13 protein-coding genes are annotated in these 15,398 nt (G+C 56.4%); 8 read left to right on the top strand and 5 right to left on the bottom strand.

What is annotated here, in order from left to right:
• Positions 1 to 23 precede the first annotated feature (23 nt).
• Positions 24 to 1,007 carry an N-acetylmuramic acid 6-phosphate etherase gene (gene murQ / locus AAFH99_RS12195; protein ID WP_406827874.1) on the top strand — a complete coding sequence of 328 codons (984 nt, stop codon included), beginning with the start codon at positions 24 to 26 and terminating at the stop codon, positions 1,005 to 1,007.
• A gap of 107 nt (positions 1,008 to 1,114) precedes the next feature.
• Here murQ and AAFH99_RS12200 read toward each other — a convergent pair whose 3' ends face one another.
• Positions 1,115 to 1,450, bottom strand: coding sequence for a hypothetical protein (locus AAFH99_RS12200; protein ID WP_406827875.1), 336 nt, complete (start codon positions 1,448 to 1,450; stop codon positions 1,115 to 1,117).
• 174 nt (positions 1,451 to 1,624) lie between these two features.
• Here AAFH99_RS12200 and AAFH99_RS12205 point away from each other — a divergent pair, with 174 nt between their 5' ends.
• The 4 genes from AAFH99_RS12205 to AAFH99_RS12220 all read left to right on the top strand — a co-directional run bounded on the left by AAFH99_RS12205 (position 1,625) and on the right by AAFH99_RS12220 (position 5,613).
• A complete protein-coding gene (locus tag AAFH99_RS12205) occupies positions 1,625 to 2,095 on the top strand; it encodes a hypothetical protein (protein ID WP_156035068.1) in 471 nt (156 codons plus the stop codon).
• Positions 2,096 to 2,462: 367 nt separating this feature from the next.
• Positions 2,463 to 3,614, top strand: coding sequence for an RNA polymerase sigma factor RpoD/SigA (locus tag AAFH99_RS12210; RefSeq protein WP_406827876.1), 1,152 nt, complete (start codon positions 2,463 to 2,465; stop codon positions 3,612 to 3,614).
• 190 nt (positions 3,615 to 3,804) lie between these two features.
• Positions 3,805 to 4,356: an acyloxyacyl hydrolase gene (locus tag AAFH99_RS12215; protein ID WP_231491407.1), complete on the top strand. Its 552-nt coding sequence runs from the start codon at positions 3,805 to 3,807 to the stop codon at positions 4,354 to 4,356.
• A 207-nt stretch (positions 4,357 to 4,563) separates the two neighbouring features.
• Complete coding sequence (locus AAFH99_RS12220) at positions 4,564 to 5,613, top strand: glycosyltransferase family 4 protein (RefSeq protein WP_406827877.1); 1,050 nt, start codon at positions 4,564 to 4,566, stop codon at positions 5,611 to 5,613.
• Here the strand turns inward: AAFH99_RS12220 and AAFH99_RS12225 are convergent.
• Complete coding sequence (locus AAFH99_RS12225) at positions 5,606 to 6,793, bottom strand: glycosyltransferase (RefSeq protein ID WP_406827878.1); 1,188 nt, start codon at positions 6,791 to 6,793, stop codon at positions 5,606 to 5,608. The two genes, AAFH99_RS12220 and AAFH99_RS12225, sit on opposite strands and share 8 nt — an antisense overlap.
• A gap of 237 nt (positions 6,794 to 7,030) precedes the next feature.
• On the opposite strand from AAFH99_RS12225, the gene AAFH99_RS12230 reads away from it, so the two are divergent.
• Both AAFH99_RS12230 and AAFH99_RS12235 read left to right on the top strand, forming a co-directional pair.
• Positions 7,031 to 7,975: a TraB/GumN family protein gene (locus tag AAFH99_RS12230; protein ID WP_081847869.1), complete on the top strand. Its 945-nt coding sequence runs from the start codon at positions 7,031 to 7,033 to the stop codon at positions 7,973 to 7,975.
• Positions 7,976 to 8,257: 282 nt separating this feature from the next.
• Positions 8,258 to 9,511 (top strand): OprO/OprP family phosphate-selective porin, encoded by a 1,254-nt coding sequence (locus tag AAFH99_RS12235; protein WP_051686845.1) that lies wholly within the window; start codon positions 8,258 to 8,260, stop codon positions 9,509 to 9,511.
• Between the two features lie 81 nt (positions 9,512 to 9,592).
• On the opposite strand, the gene AAFH99_RS12240 is transcribed toward AAFH99_RS12235, so the two are convergent.
• On the bottom strand, positions 9,593 to 13,183 hold the full coding sequence (locus tag AAFH99_RS12240; RefSeq protein WP_043315863.1) for an indolepyruvate ferredoxin oxidoreductase family protein: 3,591 nt from the start codon (positions 13,181 to 13,183) through the stop codon (positions 9,593 to 9,595).
• A gap of 268 nt (positions 13,184 to 13,451) precedes the next feature.
• Here AAFH99_RS12240 and AAFH99_RS12245 point away from each other — a divergent pair, with 268 nt between their 5' ends.
• Positions 13,452 to 13,922: an Lrp/AsnC family transcriptional regulator gene (locus AAFH99_RS12245; protein ID WP_010131435.1), complete on the top strand. Its 471-nt coding sequence runs from the start codon at positions 13,452 to 13,454 to the stop codon at positions 13,920 to 13,922.
• Positions 13,923 to 14,027: 105 nt separating this feature from the next.
• On the opposite strand, the gene AAFH99_RS12250 is transcribed toward AAFH99_RS12245, so the two are convergent.
• Positions 14,028 to 14,537, bottom strand: coding sequence for a shikimate kinase (locus tag AAFH99_RS12250; RefSeq protein WP_043315861.1), 510 nt, complete (start codon positions 14,535 to 14,537; stop codon positions 14,028 to 14,030).
• A 23-nt stretch (positions 14,538 to 14,560) separates the two neighbouring features.
• Entirely contained in the window at positions 14,561 to 15,283 is a 723-nt protein-coding gene (locus AAFH99_RS12255; protein WP_043315859.1) for a DapH/DapD/GlmU-related protein, read from the bottom strand.
• Positions 15,284 to 15,398: the final 115 nt, after the last annotated feature.

Genomic DNA, 15,398 nt, shown 5'->3' on the forward strand with positions numbered 1-15,398 from the left:
AAATCAATCGCCGGCGAGGGGATATGACCGACCACAGCTCCAAATCAATCGCCAGTTCAGGCGCCAGCGCTACACCCAATCGCACTAGCGACTCTCAAAAAGAGGATCTGGGCGTACTTACCAGTGAGTCCCGCAATCCGGACACTCAGGACATTGATCTGCTCCCCACCTACGGGATTCTCGAGAAGATCAACGACGCTGACAGCGGTGTCCCCGGCGTGGTGCGGCAGGTACTGCCGGCGATCGCCGAGGCGGTGGATAAAGCGGTAGAGGCCTTCAAGGCCGGGGGCCGCCTGATCTATATGGGTGCCGGCACCAGCGGGCGCATCGGCCTGCTGGATGCAGTGGAATGTCCTCCAACGTATGGTGTTCCGGAAGGAATGGTGGTGCCACTGATCGCCGGCGGTGAACAGGCAGTACACCGCGCTCAGGAAGGCGCAGAAGACAGCCCCACCCTGGGTGAACAAGACCTTCGCAGCATCAAGCTGACCAGCAAGGACATGGTGGTAGGGATTGCGGCCAGCGGGCGCACGCCCTATGTCACCGGCGGGTTGCGCTACGCGCGCAGCCTCGGTTGCACAACGGTAGCCCTTGCCTGTAACAAATCCGCAGCCATTGCCAAAGAAGCAGACATCGCCATTCTGCCGGAGGTGGGCCCGGAAGTATTAACCGGCTCCACGCGTATGAAAGCCGGCACCGCACAGAAACTGGTGCTGAATATGCTTACCACCGCCAGCATGATTCGCATCGGCAAGAGTTTTTACAACCTGATGGTGGATGTGAAGGCCACCAACCAGAAACTGGTGGACCGCACTCGACGGATTGTAGTCGAGGCCACCGGAGTGAGTTACGCGGAAGCCGATCAGGTACTGATGGGCTGCGATCACAACGCCAAGCTGGCGATCATGATCATATTGAGTGGACTCGAACGCGCGGAAGCGGAACAGGCACTGAAAAGAGCCAACGGCTTCCTGCGCCTGGCGCTGCAGAACCTGCAGCAGCACTAATCACTAAAATTAGTGAATTGCCACAAAAAAATACCCGGATAGCGAAAAGGATAACTCCTCCCGCGCCCCGGGTATTTTTCAACGGCTGCAGCAAACGTCAGCGAGAGTTACTCTCCGCTGTGATCAATTTCCTCGACCAGTTCTTCCACTTCCTCGGCCATCTCGTGCATTGCCTCTGACGTTTCATCCAGAGCGTGCCCCATGGCTTCCGGCACATCGGCAAACACATCCCCTTCTGCAGAGGCCATCATATCGCCTGCGGCCTCAGGAGAGTTGTCTGCCGCCACCTCTGCTTCTGCTACGGCGGATTCGACTTCGTCAACGATTTGCTCTTCCTCGACAACAACCTCTTCCGCCTGCGGCGCAGTCACTTCGAGGTTGGTGTAATAGAAATAACCACCGACGGCGGCAATGGCAATTGCGGGAATCAACAGCTTTTTCATATTCGGCTACACCCCTGAGTGTTGTTTATGATGTCTTATGATTTTTGTAAGCTCTCGGCTCGAATATTCTTCCACGGTGTGCCAATTGGAAATGTGACAGGCAACTCAAATTGCATTGTGTAGCGCGCACGACTGGTGCAATATTCGACAGACCTAACGAACGGACCTGACATTATGCGAAAAATAGGCGCTCCTAATTTGCCCCATGCCAAACCCTTCTTCGCCCCCCTGCTATTCCTGTTCGCAATGACGCCCCTTCTAACACCCGCCACCAGTGCCGAGACTCTGGAAGACGCACTGCGCCGCTGCACAGAATTCAGCGATGACAAGAAGCGGCTCGCCTGCTTCGACAAGGCTTCCGGAAATCTCAAACAGCGCGCTGAGCTGCGCTTTGGTCACGAAGGAAAAGACGTAGCTGAAGAAGCCCCCGAGTCCATTTCGGCCACGATTACCAGCGCAGTGGAAGGCGCCCACGGGAAATATACGTTCACGCTGGATAACGGCCAGGTTTGGCGGCAAACCGGCAGTGGCCGCGCCATCTGGCGCGAGGGTGAGCAGATCACACTGGAACGCGGTGCCCTGGGCTCCTTTTTTATGCGCAAGGCAACTGGCGGTCGTTCACTGCGGGTCAAACGCATCAAGTAATCGTCAACGTCGGTAAAACCGCGCCGTCAGGTGCGGTTATAACCGGACAAAATAAGCCGCCCATCAGTAACTGAAAACGCCTCTATACCACTATTTTCCAGTAAAATTCGTGAAATCCCGGCAACCTGCCGGGTTTTGCCGTTAACCCTCCCCCTAGCCCCGCACACACTCCCTCCGAGTACTCACCGGTCCCGTTTTTTGCGGCGCTAATTTCCACAGAGCCCGCGCCGTCATCTATAGTCAAATGGTCCGCATGGCAATTTCTGCGCCATGCAGCGATCCTGCGAAAGGATGACGCCGGTAGTTTTACGGCAGCAGCGCGGTCCACAAGGTAAAACTGCGCTGCCTCAGCATAAGGTTCAGACTTTTGTCCCGAGTAAATATTGAAACAAGGGATGACCAGTGGCTGAAGGAAAATAGCAACAACGCAACCGGGAGCAGCTTCCAACAGGAAGACCCGGATCCATCCATGCAACCCCGCGCGGAGGCAATCGAAGAAGACTCAGGCTCAGAAGACTCCCTTGGCGATAACGTCGGCACGCCGATGCAGAATTACCTCAAGCATCTCTATCGGCTTGATCTGCTGACCCCGGAGGATGAGCACACCACCACCTGCCTGCTGCGGGAGCTGGAGGAGAAAATTATCGCGCTACTGCAAAAACGCGGCGTGACGCTGGTAGACCTGCGCAGTGAAGGGGTTGAGCAACGCGGGAGTACCGGGGCCTACGACCACGGGTTGATTATCGCCAAAGCTGACGGCCTGTTAGCGAGCGCTAATATTTCCCAGCGCGATCGCAGCGCGCTGCAAAACCTGATGAAAAAATTCAAGGCGCAGCGCAAGAAACTCATTCAGTGTAATCTGCGCCTGGTCATTGCCATCGCCAAGCGTTTTCGCAACCCTTCGGTGCCATTCATCGATCTGATTCAGGAAGGCAACGTAGGCCTGATGAAGGCCATTGAGCGCTTTAAACCCCAGATGGGTTACCGGTTCTCCACTTACGCCTACTGGTGGATTCAGCAGGAAATCCAGCTGACCCTGCGACGCAACGACGACCTGGTGCGCCAGCCCGCCAATGTGCAGGACGATTTGCGCAATATCTACCGGGCCATCAATCAGGTGCGTTCAGAGGGGCTCCCGGCCTCGGATGAAAATGTGGCGAAACAAACGGGTCTCGACCTGGAGCGCGTACAGAGCCTGCTCAAGTTACCCGGCCCAACCGGCTCGCTGGATGACCCGATCTCCGACGACCAGGCCAGCACACGACTGGACTATGCCCCCGCCGGGGATATGTTCAATACCGACGAGCTGGTATCCAATCAGGAATTGGCCCAGCGCCTGCGGGACGCGGTTGCCAAGCTGCCACCACGTCAGCGCACGGTTCTCAGTTTGCGTTACGGACTTATTTCAGACCGGGATTGTTCATTCCGGGTTATCGGTGAGCAGCTGGGCCTTAGTCAGGAGCGAGCGCGGCAACTGCATTCCGATGCGCTGCGGCAACTGAAGCGTCAGTGGCGCTAAGGTAGCAACCAAATCTATCATACCAGGGCCCCGGAAACGGGGCGCCTGCTTGCCTTCATTTCGATTCCGGCTAACCTTGTAATACTGCCCACTAACAGCGATAACCGGCGATTACATCATGCCTCACTCCCCCACCGCGGCCCCGGTGCCCGTACCCTCCCGCACCATCGGGAAACAAATATTTGCCCTGGTGATTACCGGCGCCCTTCTGACCCTGAACTCAATGGCTGCTCAAGCCGGTGCAGTTTGGCGTGACGGCTCTCAGGAGCTGATTTTGAGCGGCGGCAAGGGAATCGGAAGCGCTCTGATCCAGCAGAAATCCATTGCCGGGTCGGATATGGTCGGCGTCAACTGGTCGTATCAATTTTATGACTATCCGGGCAATCACCACTTCCAGTGGTGGGCGCAGGTCAGCTACAGCCATATGTGGATCGACTATCAGGGTGAGGATCAGAAACAGCAGATCTGGGAGCTGAAACCAGTGGTTCGCTGGTACCCGCAACGTGAGGCAAAAGGGATTTTCGGCGAATTCGGCGTTGGTGCAGCCTACCTGACCGAGCGCAGTTTCGGTGCCATAGACCTGTCAACTAATCTGAATTTTTCGCTGCATTTTGCCGGCGGATACACTCTTGAGAACGGGCACACCATATCGTTGCGGTACAGTCATTTTTCCAACGGCTATACCAATTCCCCCAATCCCGGCTTCGATTTTGCATCACTGAACTGGCACGCCAAATTCTGAGGTGTACGGTTATTTTCCAACCAACTTAAAACTAACCGTAATATTTACATCAAAATATTGTCACACCTGTGAGGGACAATAACGCCATTCCTGCACCGTGCACCACGCGCGGTCAGTCTGGCGCCGTACCGATACCGCACACACGTGCCTATCCTGCCTGACACCAATAAACCCAACGCGGCGCAGAGACATCGGACGTGTAGCCGTATGATTCAAAGTATCTGTCACCTGATTGCCAGCCGTGAGCACGGCGGTATGGAAAAGCATGTCGCCGACCTGTCCCGCTGGCAGGCCTGTAACACTGACGCGCAGGTGGCGGTGATTGCCCACCCCCGATACCTCCAGACGCTCGATGAGCGCATTCAGTTTATTCCGTTGAATACAGACCGCAGCCGGCATCACCCCAACCTGGTTTGGCGCCTGGCCAACCTGATTCGTAAGGGGGAATACCAGATTGTCCACGGCCACGGTTCCAAATCTGCGCAATTACTCGCCGCGGTCCAACCTTACACGGAAACTCGCCAGATCATTACCCGGCACAATGTACGGCACCCGCGCGATAAGCTCGCCAGCGCATTCGACGCGCGCATTGCCATCAGCGAAAATACCGTGGCCAACTCAAAACTGGACTGGAATATTATTCCCAATGGCGTCGAATTACCGACAGCCCCCGGCGAATCAACACCCCAACTATCTCTCAGTGCAGAGCAGCCAACCCTGCTGGTCGCCAGCCGGCTGATCAAAGCACGTGCCGTCGACAAGCTGATCGATGCAGTCGCACTACTGCCGGGAACACGCCTGATGATTCTGGGGGAAGGTCCGGAGAAGGAAAACCTGCAGCAACAGGTAAGAAACTTGAGCTCAAGCAAACCGGCGCTGGCGGATTTCGCGCAACGGGTGGAGTTCTTTTCGGGCAATGGGATTGTTGCGCAGTTTATGGAAGCGGCAGATCTTGTGGTCATCCCCGCAGAGGCAGAAGGCACGCCTTACACCCTTATTGAGGCATTGCTGCAACGAACCCCAGTACTGGCCAACCGGGCAGGGAATGCCATCGATTACCTTCCGGAAAAGTATTTACTGGACACGACAGATCCGGACCACCTCGCGGAAAAAATCCGCGGTGCACTGCAGAACCCAACTCTGAGCACGGATTTCTCGGCCCTTTATGACCGCGCCGCAAACAGCTTCACCCTGGATTCCATGGCCAAGGCAACCTGGCAGGTTTACACCCAGCTACTGCCAGAAGCCATCATTTGACAACACTAACGGCCAACGGCTGAGAGGACGCTGCAGTAAGCTCGTCGAACCAGCGAACGGCCTGGGCCGTCGTTTCCGCGAGACTGAAGCCGGCAAACTGGATGGATTTTGCGGCATCCAGTACCGACACACTGGTACGCACCAGCGGTTCCATCCCGCAACCGCCCTCTCCCTGTGCGGCAGCCTCCACTGGCACTCCCTGAGGAAAGCACTGCTGGAGTAGCTCAAGCCCGAGCCCACCATCGGCAATCGCAGGGCACCCCATTGCCAGGGACTCACAGACCACCCGCCCGTCAGTCAAAGCCGGTTCCGCCAGGTCGAAGGTTATCCGTGCACTGGCGTAGAGCTCGCGCATATCCCTGCGCGCGCCGAGAAACAGAACATGTTCGGCAAGGCCCATGGCTTCCGCCCGTCTTTCCAGGCCGCGGGCAAACTTTTTCTGCCCGGGAAGCGCCTCTCCGACCACCAGCCCAAACAGGTCGTCGCGCGTTTTTTTCAACTCGGCCAACAATTCGAGAAACCGTTCCTGGCCACGCCCGGGGCCGATGTCACCGGGTAGCAACAGCCAGCTGCGACCTTCAATCTGCGGGAAGCTGTTCAGCAGCCGATGTTGCCAGTGCCCGGAGACCGGGGCGCGCCGATCCAGTTCTCGGGTGTTCACTCCACGGTAGATAACCTGGATTCCCTGTTCACAGGACCCGGGCTCAGCAACCGGCATGGAGAAACGCTGTGACATCCGCTGCGCGAGATTCCGTGAAGAGGCCAATACTAATTCACCACGCGACACCGCGCCGTTCTGCCAGGCCCCGCTGAACGGCCCACCCGCTGGCCAGCGGTGCAGCGCTGTTACCAACCGTGGACGCGTCGTCTCAGGCAGGCGGGACCACACTTTCCAACCGTGCCAACTGCACAGGGAGTCGCGACATAGAAGGACATCCGCCTGCAGAGATTCAAGCTGATGATACAGACGGCGGTGCAGGCGGTGGTTGAAAAACCCTTTGCGATTTACCGGTAACTCCAGATGTTGGCAATTGTGCAACGTCAGACGGGATACCAGCGTACCACCAGCCGAGATCACCGAAGACTCATGCCCCTGGCGGGCCAGCTCCTGGGCAAACTCCAGTGTTTCCTGGGCCAACTTGCTGCCGTCCATGGACGGTACCAATTGAACAATCCGCATGCGACTCGATCCTAAACGACTCCTGTCCTGATCATTACATTGTACCGGCAAATTCTGCGCCACAAGCCACATTTTTATTTTCTCGCGACCGCTTCACAAAACCTGCGGAATCCCGTCACCCTCGCGGCCGAAAAGCGGGGTATCATGGCTCGCGGCCGAATGACCGGCATAGACTTCAACAAAAGAGCCCACCGCGACAAATGGGCTACTCGAATAACAGTGGAAGGAAACACACGAATGGCAACTCAAGGCGTATCTTCAACCTCGATACCGGGTCTTACCAGGAAGGGTCTTTTCACCCGCTGGCTCGCCAGCTTCAGTATTGCCCTTTTGGCAATAGCGCTGGCGGCTTCCGCACAGGCGGCAAATGATCGAGGTCTTCTGCTGGAGGCAAAAAAGGGGGAGAAGCGCGTTTACCTGCTGGGATCCATCCACCTCGCCGACAAAAGCTTTTACCCACTGCGCGACCAGATTGAGCGCGCTTACTCCAGCAGCGACGCGCTGGTTGTGGAGGCGGATATTCTCGCCATGGAAACCGATCCGGCGCTGCAAATGAAAATCATGCAGGAGTCGGTTTATCCTGCGGGCCAGCAACTGAAAGACCACATTTCACCCGCGGTGTATAAACAGTTGCAGGATTGGCTGGCCAAACGACAGATTCCAGAGCAAAACTTTAGCCGCCTGCGCCCGGCAATTGCCATGATCACCCTCAGCATGATTGAAATGCAGGCCCGGGGACTGGACCCTAAAGCGGGTATTGATCGCCATTTCCTCAACCAGGCCCACCGGAACAACGGGACCATTCTTGAACTGGAAAGCGTGCTCGGACAGATCGAAATGCTGAACAATCTCGACAATCCCGAACTGTACCTGCAACAGACCCTTGCTCAGGTATCCGAAATGGACAGTTTTGTCCCGCGCATCACCAAGGCATGGAAAAAGGGAGACCAGAACGACATATACGACCTGGTGATCCGAGAAAGCCTGGAGGAAAACCCCGGGTTTGCCCCGCTGTTCGACAAACTTTTCTATCAACGCAACCAGACAATGGCTGAGAAAATCCGCGACTTCAGCGCGGATTACAATACCCTGTTTGTCGTAGTTGGCGCCGGGCATCTCGTAGGAAAGAAATCCGTTACGGAGTTACTCGAAGAAGCCGGCTATTCCATCGAGCAAATCTGACATATCGCGCCCTCTACGAGCCCGGCAACGCCGGGCTCCATCCCTCCTTACCGATACTCATCGTTTATTTCGACAATTCCGCTGTGCCATTGGGTTTCTCGCGCAAAATACTCCCACTCAAGTGGACTATTATCCCTATGCATATCGGCGTTATGGGATATGTCTTTCAGACCCGCCGCTAGCAGATGTTACGGAAATATTTCATTTCTGCGCGCGTTATGTTTCCATTGCGCCCCAAATTTTTATCAATCGTTTTTCATAACGCTGCGATCAGGAGTTCCAATGAAAGCCTCAGGTACAGGGAAAATGGGCAAGGCGCTCGCCGCGGTCACATGCAGCCTGCTTTCCATCACCGCCATCGCCGACGACGCTGAAACCAAGGGCGGACTGAAAATCACTTCGGACGACGGCAATTTTTCTGCCTCGCTGGGGGGGCGCATCCACTTCGATACCTATCTTTTCGACACCGATATCGAAGATCCCGTAAGTACCACGGAATTTCGTCGCGCGCGAATCACCCTGAAAGGCAGTATCTACGACTGGAAATACGTGCTGGAGCAGGACTTCGCCGCGGGCGACACCCACGCAGGCTTTCGCGACGTGTTTATTGCCCATAAATTTCTAGATGGCGAAATTCGTATCGGACAGTTCAAGCCGTTCCGTTCAATGGCGGAAATGACCAGCTCCAATGAGATAACCATGCTGGAGCGACCTTTCTCCAGCGCCACCGGCCTGTATGACGGTTACCAGTTCCAACAGGGTATTGGCTGGACCGGCGTTCTGGACTGCTTCACTCTAGGAATGATGGCCTTCAACCTCCGCGATGCTGCCGAGTCTCGCAATGAAGGGGTCGGAGCCGCCGGGCGGCTGGCCTGGGCACCCATCAATACCGATCACGCGGTATTCCATTTAGGCACCTACCTAAGCTATGAGAATGCCAATCGCGACTCCGGCGATCTATACGCAGAGGCCGACTATGCTGGGCGCCGCGGCCCTTCGCAACTAATGGCGCTGACACCCGGCGATCTGGGCGAAGACGCGTCTTACGCCGGCTTTGAAATCGCAGGCAGTTACGGGCCGCTCTACCTTCAGGCGGAATACGCTATCGGGGAGTTTGAGGCAGACTACTACCTGACCGAAGTCGAATTTGAAGATGAATTTGGTGCGCCACCTCCCTTCTACTGCGACCCGATGTTCGGCTGCTATATTGACGATCAATCCGTACACACCTGGTATGTGCAGGGCAGCTGGATGATTACCGGTGAACACAAGACCTACAGCAAGAAACGCGGTGCCTTCAATTCCGCCAAACCTTCTGGCAACGGCCTGTGGGGCGGAGCCTGGGAACTGACAGCCCGCTACGACACCATGGAAAACCGCGACATTCACAGTCTCGAAGCCAGCAGTGCACAGATCGGCCTCAACTATTACGCCAATCGTAATGTGCGCGTGATGATGAATATGATCTTCGGTGATGATGACTTTACTGGCGACAACACCAATCAGCTTGGCCTACGAGTACAGATGGCCTGGTAAGCAGGTTCTGGTGTGTTGAGCTAAAGAGCACAAAAAAAGCGAGCTATTTAGCTCGCTTTTTTTGTATCCAATTTTCTATCCCTACCCCACCTGCTGTGCCTTGGCGGGGTCAAACACTTCTACTTGTGAAGTCTCCGGAACTTCCACTTTCGGATTATAAAAACGCTGTAACGCCTGATTGCGAGCCTGGTGTGCGAGTTTTACATTTTCTTCCTTGATTACACCGTAACCACGAATCTGGTCTGGATAGCTCAGCAGTTCAATCGCCGCTGCGTGGTTCTCGGCATTCAATCGGCCCAGTACTTCGTCGACAATTTTTTCGTATTCGGTAATCAGGCCACGCTCCATTTTGCGCTCTGCGGTGTAACCGAAAATATCCAGCGCGCTGCCGCGCAGGAATCGAAACTTTGCCAGTACACCGAACGCCTTGTGCATCCAGCCGCCGAATTTGAGTTTGCGCGGGCGCCCGGTATTTTTATCGAACGGGCTCAAAAGTGGTGGTGCCAGATTGAATTCCAGCTCGAAGTCTCCGGCAAAATTCTCTTTCAGGGACTCAATAAAACGCCCATCGGAGTACAGACGCGCCACTTCGTACTCGTCCTTGTACGCGAGGAGTTTGGCGTAATGCCTTGCCACCACCTCGGCCAGTGCCTCACTGCCCGGCACCTTGAGAATCTCCGCGTCCTTCACCTTGTCTACCAGATGACGGTAACGGCGGGCCAGCGCCGCACCCTGATAGCCGGTCAAATGCTCCACACGGTGGGCGACAATCGCCTCCAGCCCCTGCGGCAGAACGAGCTCTTCCTCTTTCGACAGGAGCTGGTCCAGTGCCTCGCGATCCGCCGCAGCCAGACGGCCCGCTGCCAGCCCCTGCAGGTTACCTTCTACCGCCACCCCATTGAGCCGGATCGCCTCCTGGAGCGCCTCTAGCCCCAGGGGAATCAGACCTTTCTGCCAGGCAAAGCCGAGCATGAATATATTCGCCGCAAGAGTGTCTCCCAGCGCCGCCTTGGTGAGGGTGTGCCCCTCGACCACATCCAGCTCCAGCACCGCATCCTTGATGGTGTCCAGTACCGCCTGCGGCGAATGAATATCTTCGCGTCCCAGCACCGATGCCGCGGTCGGGCTTAGGTGGGTATTCACCACTGCGCGGCTGTGGGTCTCATCCAGTTTGGCGAGACTGGCAGACAGGTTGCCTGCGGCAATCAGGTCACAAGCCATGAGAGCGTCCGCACGCCCATCGGAAATACGCACCGCTTTCAGGGATTCCGGTCGATCCGCAAAGCGCACATGGGAGTACACCGCCCCTCCCTTTTGCGCGAGACCGGTCTGGTCCAGGGTACTGCAGGCTTTCTGTTCAATGTGCGCCGCCATGGCCAGAAGTGCACCAATGGTGACCACCCCGGTGCCACCGACGCCAGTTACCAGCAGGTTGAACGGCTCACTCAGATCCGGCATCTGCGGGGCCGGCAACTTGTCGGCCGCCTGGCAAAGGGCGTCACCGACACCTGCACGCTTGTTCAGTTTTCCGCCTTTCACAGTAACAAACGACGGGCAGAAACCGTTTACGCAGGACATATCCTGATTACACGCGGTCTGATTGATCCGGCGTTTGTCACCGAGCGCCGTGGTAACCTTCTCGACGGCAATACAGCTGGACTGCGTGACACAGTCGCCGCAGCCTTCACACACCAACTCATTGATAAACGGGCGCCCTTCCGCTTTTGGCAGAAGGCCACGCTTGCGCTTGCGGCGCAGTTCGGTGGCACAGGTCTGGTCATAAATGATAACGGTGCAGCCGGGCTCCTCGCGCAGCTCTTTCATCACCGCAGGCATATGGTCCCGGTGGCGAATTTCCACTTCCGACGGGAAGCTCAGGGCACCCTTGTACTTGTCGGTGTCGTCCATCACCAACACGACTCGCTTGACCCCTTCCGCCAGAACCTGGCGACAGATCATATCCGGGTGCAGTTCACCATCGTGGGGCTGGCCACCGGTCATCGCCACCGCATCGTTGAACAGAATCTTGTAGGTAATATTGACCTTGGCGGCGACAGACGCGCGGATAGCGAGAATCCCGGAGTGGAAGTAGGTTCCATCCCCCAGATTCACAAAGACATGAGGCTCACTGGTAAATGCCGCCTGGCCGATCCAGTTGACGCCTTCAGCCCCCATCTGGGTGAAGGTATAGGTCTCACGGTCCAGCCACTGGGCCATATAATGACAACCGATCCCCGCCAACGCGCGGCTGCCTTCTGGTACACGCGTGGAGCGGTTGTGGGGACAACCGGCGCAGAACATCGGCAGGCGCGCGACACTGGATCCGGCCTGGGCAGAAATACGCTCGGCCAGGGCGTCCAGTCGCATCAGGCGGTGTTTGGCGCGATCGTGCAGATTTTCTTCACCCAGCAGGTAACCGAGTACCTGCGCCACAACCGCTGGCGACAGTTCGCCGTACATGGGCAGCAGCGGCTTATCGTGCTCGTCCACCTTGCCGAGAATGCGCGGGAAATGGGGGTCGCGCAGATGTACGTTGTACAACTCTTCTTTCAGCTGCACTTCCATCAGACTGCGCTTTTCTTCCAGGACCAGTAGAGAGTCGAGGCCACGGGCAAACTCCTGAATGCCGGGCACATCCAGCGGATAAGTCATACCCACCTTGAGAATCCGAATACCGAGGTCGCGAGCGCGCTCCTCATCGATTCCCATATCCTCGAATGCCTGCATCAAATCCAGATGGGCTTTACCGGCAGTGACGATACCGAGTGTCGCACTCGGGTTATCCAGCACCAGTTTGTTCAACTGGTTAGCGCGAGCAAAGGCGAGTGCCGCCGGGCGCTTGTAGCGCCACAGACGCTCTTCCTGCTCGAGCGGGTTGTCCTGTTTGCGGATATTCAGACCGCCCTGCGGGCGCTCGATTTCCGGGTACTCGAACGAGACACCTGCCGGGTCCACATCCACAGTGGAGGCACTGTCCATATTTTCCGCCAGGGTAATCATCGCCACCCAGCAACCACTGAAGCGGGACAGCTCCAGGCCGTAAAGGCCGTAGTCCAACACCTCCTGTACCGTCGACGGGTTCAGTACCGGAATATGCATATCCACGAAGGCAAATTCGGACTGGCCCGGATAGGACGACGACTTACAGCCGTGGTCATCGCCAGCAATAATCAGTGCACCGCCCTTCGGAGAGGAGCCTGCCGCGTTGGCGTGGCGGAACGCATCACAGGAGCGGTCGACGCCCGGCGTTTTGCCGTACCAGATTCCGCAGACGCCATCGACCTCAGCCCCGTCAAACAGGCCCACCTGCTGGGAACCCCACACGGCAGTCGCGGCCAGCTCTTCATTCACGCCGGGTGTAAAACGGATATTGAATTGATCTAGGAGTGTTTTGGCGCGGGCCAGTTGCTGGTCATACCCACCCAGGGGGGAACCGCGGTAACCGGAAATAAACGTGGCGGTATTCAGTCCCCGCGCAGCGTCAATACGCATCTGATCGATGGGGAGGCGCACCAGCGCCTGAATACCCGATAACAGCACTCGCCCCTTGAGGGTGGTGTACCTGTCATCAAGAGAGACTGCTTTCGCCGCAGCCGAATTGCCGCTGACCGCCTGATCCAGACCTTGCTGAGACTCGGACTGAGATCCGGTGTTCACCTTCTGCTCGTTCATACGCCTACTTCTTCCCGCTGATCGTTGAAGCACCGCCTTGGACACGGGCTTCCGCTAATTATTGTGATTCGGGGCGCGCATCGCCGAAATTGGCGCCAAATTGATCGGACCGATGGGTGTCTCGGCCGGGGCTGCCAAAGATAGCGACGGCGTGGTCAGGTCATACTAGTGCTTAAAGCGCATTGAAACATTGCTTTATTTACAGGTTTGCACGTAAAATTATGACAGCCATCTCGGCCAATAGTGAAACTGTAGGACAGGAGTTTATATGAAGCGCTCAACCGACCTGGATGATTTCGACCGCAAGATTCTGAGGGCGCTGCAGGAGAACGCCGATTATTCCATGGCTGAGCTGGGAGACAAAGTGGGTTTGTCCCATACACCTTGCTGGCGCCGCATCAAGCGCCTGGAGGCCGAAGGTATCATCCGTGGCCGCGTCACCCTCCTGGATCCGCGCAAACTTGACCTGGGGGTCACAGTATACTGCTATGTCACCATACACAACCACGATGAAGATTCTTTGAATAATTTTGAATCGGCGGTACAGGACGTACAAGAAGTGGTGGAGTGCTATTCCACCAGTGGTGACAAGGACTATGTACTGCGTGTAGTGGTGGACAGTGTTGAGCATTACGAGCAGCTACTGAAACGCTCACTGGTGCATTTGCCGAATGTTGCATCGGTGAACTCCACCTTCGCATTGAAACAGGTAAAGTACACCACACAGTTGCCGCTCTAAGCGGGCGCGAAAAGATACATCCAGATCCATCATGCCGGATACAATCCGGCGTCGGGCTTTTCAGCTTTGCATTCCGGGCCCAGCCCGGAATGAGAGAGCGGGCGCTTAACGAGCCTCCAGCCTAGCAATCACCTGCCCCAGCACCTGCTCCAGATCCTGACCATCGCAATCCACCACGATATCGGCGTATCGGCGATACAGCGCCTGACGCTCCTCAAACAGTGCCTCAAAGCTCTGACCGGGGGCCTTGGCGATTCCGCGACTCTCGTAATTGTGAATACGGCGACGGAGCTCGTCTGCGGAACAGTTCAGGAACACCGCTGGGCCATAGGACAAAAGGTTGCGCATACCGTCCTCGCTGTACACCGCACTGCCACCGGTTGCGATCACATGATTGGGCAGCTCGGCATCCGCAATCACTTCCCCTTCGATACGGCGCAGGTTGAGGTAATCGGATTCATTCATGATCTCCTGCAACGTCTTATCTTCCCGCAGCTGGATCAGCACGTCCGTATCCACAAAATCTTTCGCCAGCTCCTTGGCCAGCAATACCCCCAGCGTACTTTTGCCCGCCCCCGGCATTCCAATCAGTACCACACTGCCCTGTTTTTGCATTGTTATTCGGTATCCAAGCTACGTTAATCCCCTCGCCTCGGCCACAGCAGTGACCGCAGCCAACCCAACAGGCCATTACCTGCAAGCAGCATTTTATCTAATTCATCCAGATTGTGCGCCTGCCTGAAACTGTCCGCAAACAGGGCTTCCCGGGTAATCATTCGCCGGCGTGGATTGATCTGCTTAATCTCCCTGGCCGGATTCCCTGCCACCACCGTATTCGCTGGCACATCCCTGGTTACAACACTGCCGGCTCCGACAACCGAGTTGTCGCCAATGGATACCCCTTTACAGATAATCGCGCTGTCGCCTATCCAGACATTGTTGCCGATGGCAACCGGTGCGGTGCAGCGAAACGGCCGGGTACGGTTGTAGATCCCGTGCCAGTCTGAATCGGATATATACACATTGGCGGCAAGCATGCAGGCATCGCCAAGAGTGATGGATTCGCCAGCCGATATACGCACCCCCGGGGAAATCAGCACGTAGTCACCAATGGTGATTTGCGCATCGCCACCACGATGGCCCATTGCGGTAAAGCGAATGCAATTATCCGGTGTTGATATCAGGTGCGGAAAATCCCCCAGGCAAATGTTACTGCCAAATACCTTGACCGAAGCCGGGTGCATGATTTCAGGCTCACGGCCTATGGCATCAAACTGCGGCAGCAGGAAATGCCGGCAGCGCCAATTGCGAAAGGCAATCAGCGCGCGCTTAAGCCAGTATGGTCTATGATCTTTTCGCATAATGCGCCTTTTGTTTCGAGTATCAACCTAGCGCTCGACAACTCACGGCTGACAGACCGCAATTGCCGATCGCTGCCCAACTACCTCTGATACCGAAACCTGTTCGTTATTTTGA

The sequence above is a fragment of the Microbulbifer sp. ARAS458-1 genome (genome assembly GCF_045348205.1).
Classification (GTDB): Bacteria; Pseudomonadota; Gammaproteobacteria; order Pseudomonadales; family Cellvibrionaceae; genus Microbulbifer.

Bases quoted from the DNA above. Each gene is read 5' to 3' on its own strand.
- AAFH99_RS12200 (WP_406827875.1), bottom strand. From the start codon at position 1,450: ATGAAAAAGCTGTTGATTCCCGCAATTGCCATTGCCGCCGTCGGTGGT.
- AAFH99_RS12250 (WP_043315861.1), bottom strand. From the start codon at position 14,537: ATGCAAAAACAGGGCAGTGTGGTACTGATTGGAATGCCGGGGGCGGGC.
- AAFH99_RS12225 (WP_406827878.1), bottom strand. From the start codon at position 6,793: ATGCGGATTGTTCAATTGGTACCGTCCATGGACGGCAGCAAGTTGGCC.
- murQ (WP_406827874.1), top strand. From the start codon at position 24: ATGACCGACCACAGCTCCAAATCAATCGCCAGTTCAGGCGCCAGCGCT.
- AAFH99_RS12235 (WP_051686845.1), top strand. From the start codon at position 8,258: ATGAAAGCCTCAGGTACAGGGAAAATGGGCAAGGCGCTCGCCGCGGTC.
- AAFH99_RS12240 (WP_043315863.1), bottom strand. From the start codon at position 13,183: ATGAACGAGCAGAAGGTGAACACCGGATCTCAGTCCGAGTCTCAGCAA.
- AAFH99_RS12220 (WP_406827877.1), top strand. From the start codon at position 4,564: ATGATTCAAAGTATCTGTCACCTGATTGCCAGCCGTGAGCACGGCGGT.
- AAFH99_RS12245 (WP_010131435.1), top strand. From the start codon at position 13,452: ATGAAGCGCTCAACCGACCTGGATGATTTCGACCGCAAGATTCTGAGG.
- AAFH99_RS12230 (WP_081847869.1), top strand. From the start codon at position 7,031: ATGGCAACTCAAGGCGTATCTTCAACCTCGATACCGGGTCTTACCAGG.
- AAFH99_RS12205 (WP_156035068.1), top strand. From the start codon at position 1,625: ATGCGAAAAATAGGCGCTCCTAATTTGCCCCATGCCAAACCCTTCTTC.
- AAFH99_RS12255 (WP_043315859.1), bottom strand. From the start codon at position 15,283: ATGCGAAAAGATCATAGACCATACTGGCTTAAGCGCGCGCTGATTGCC.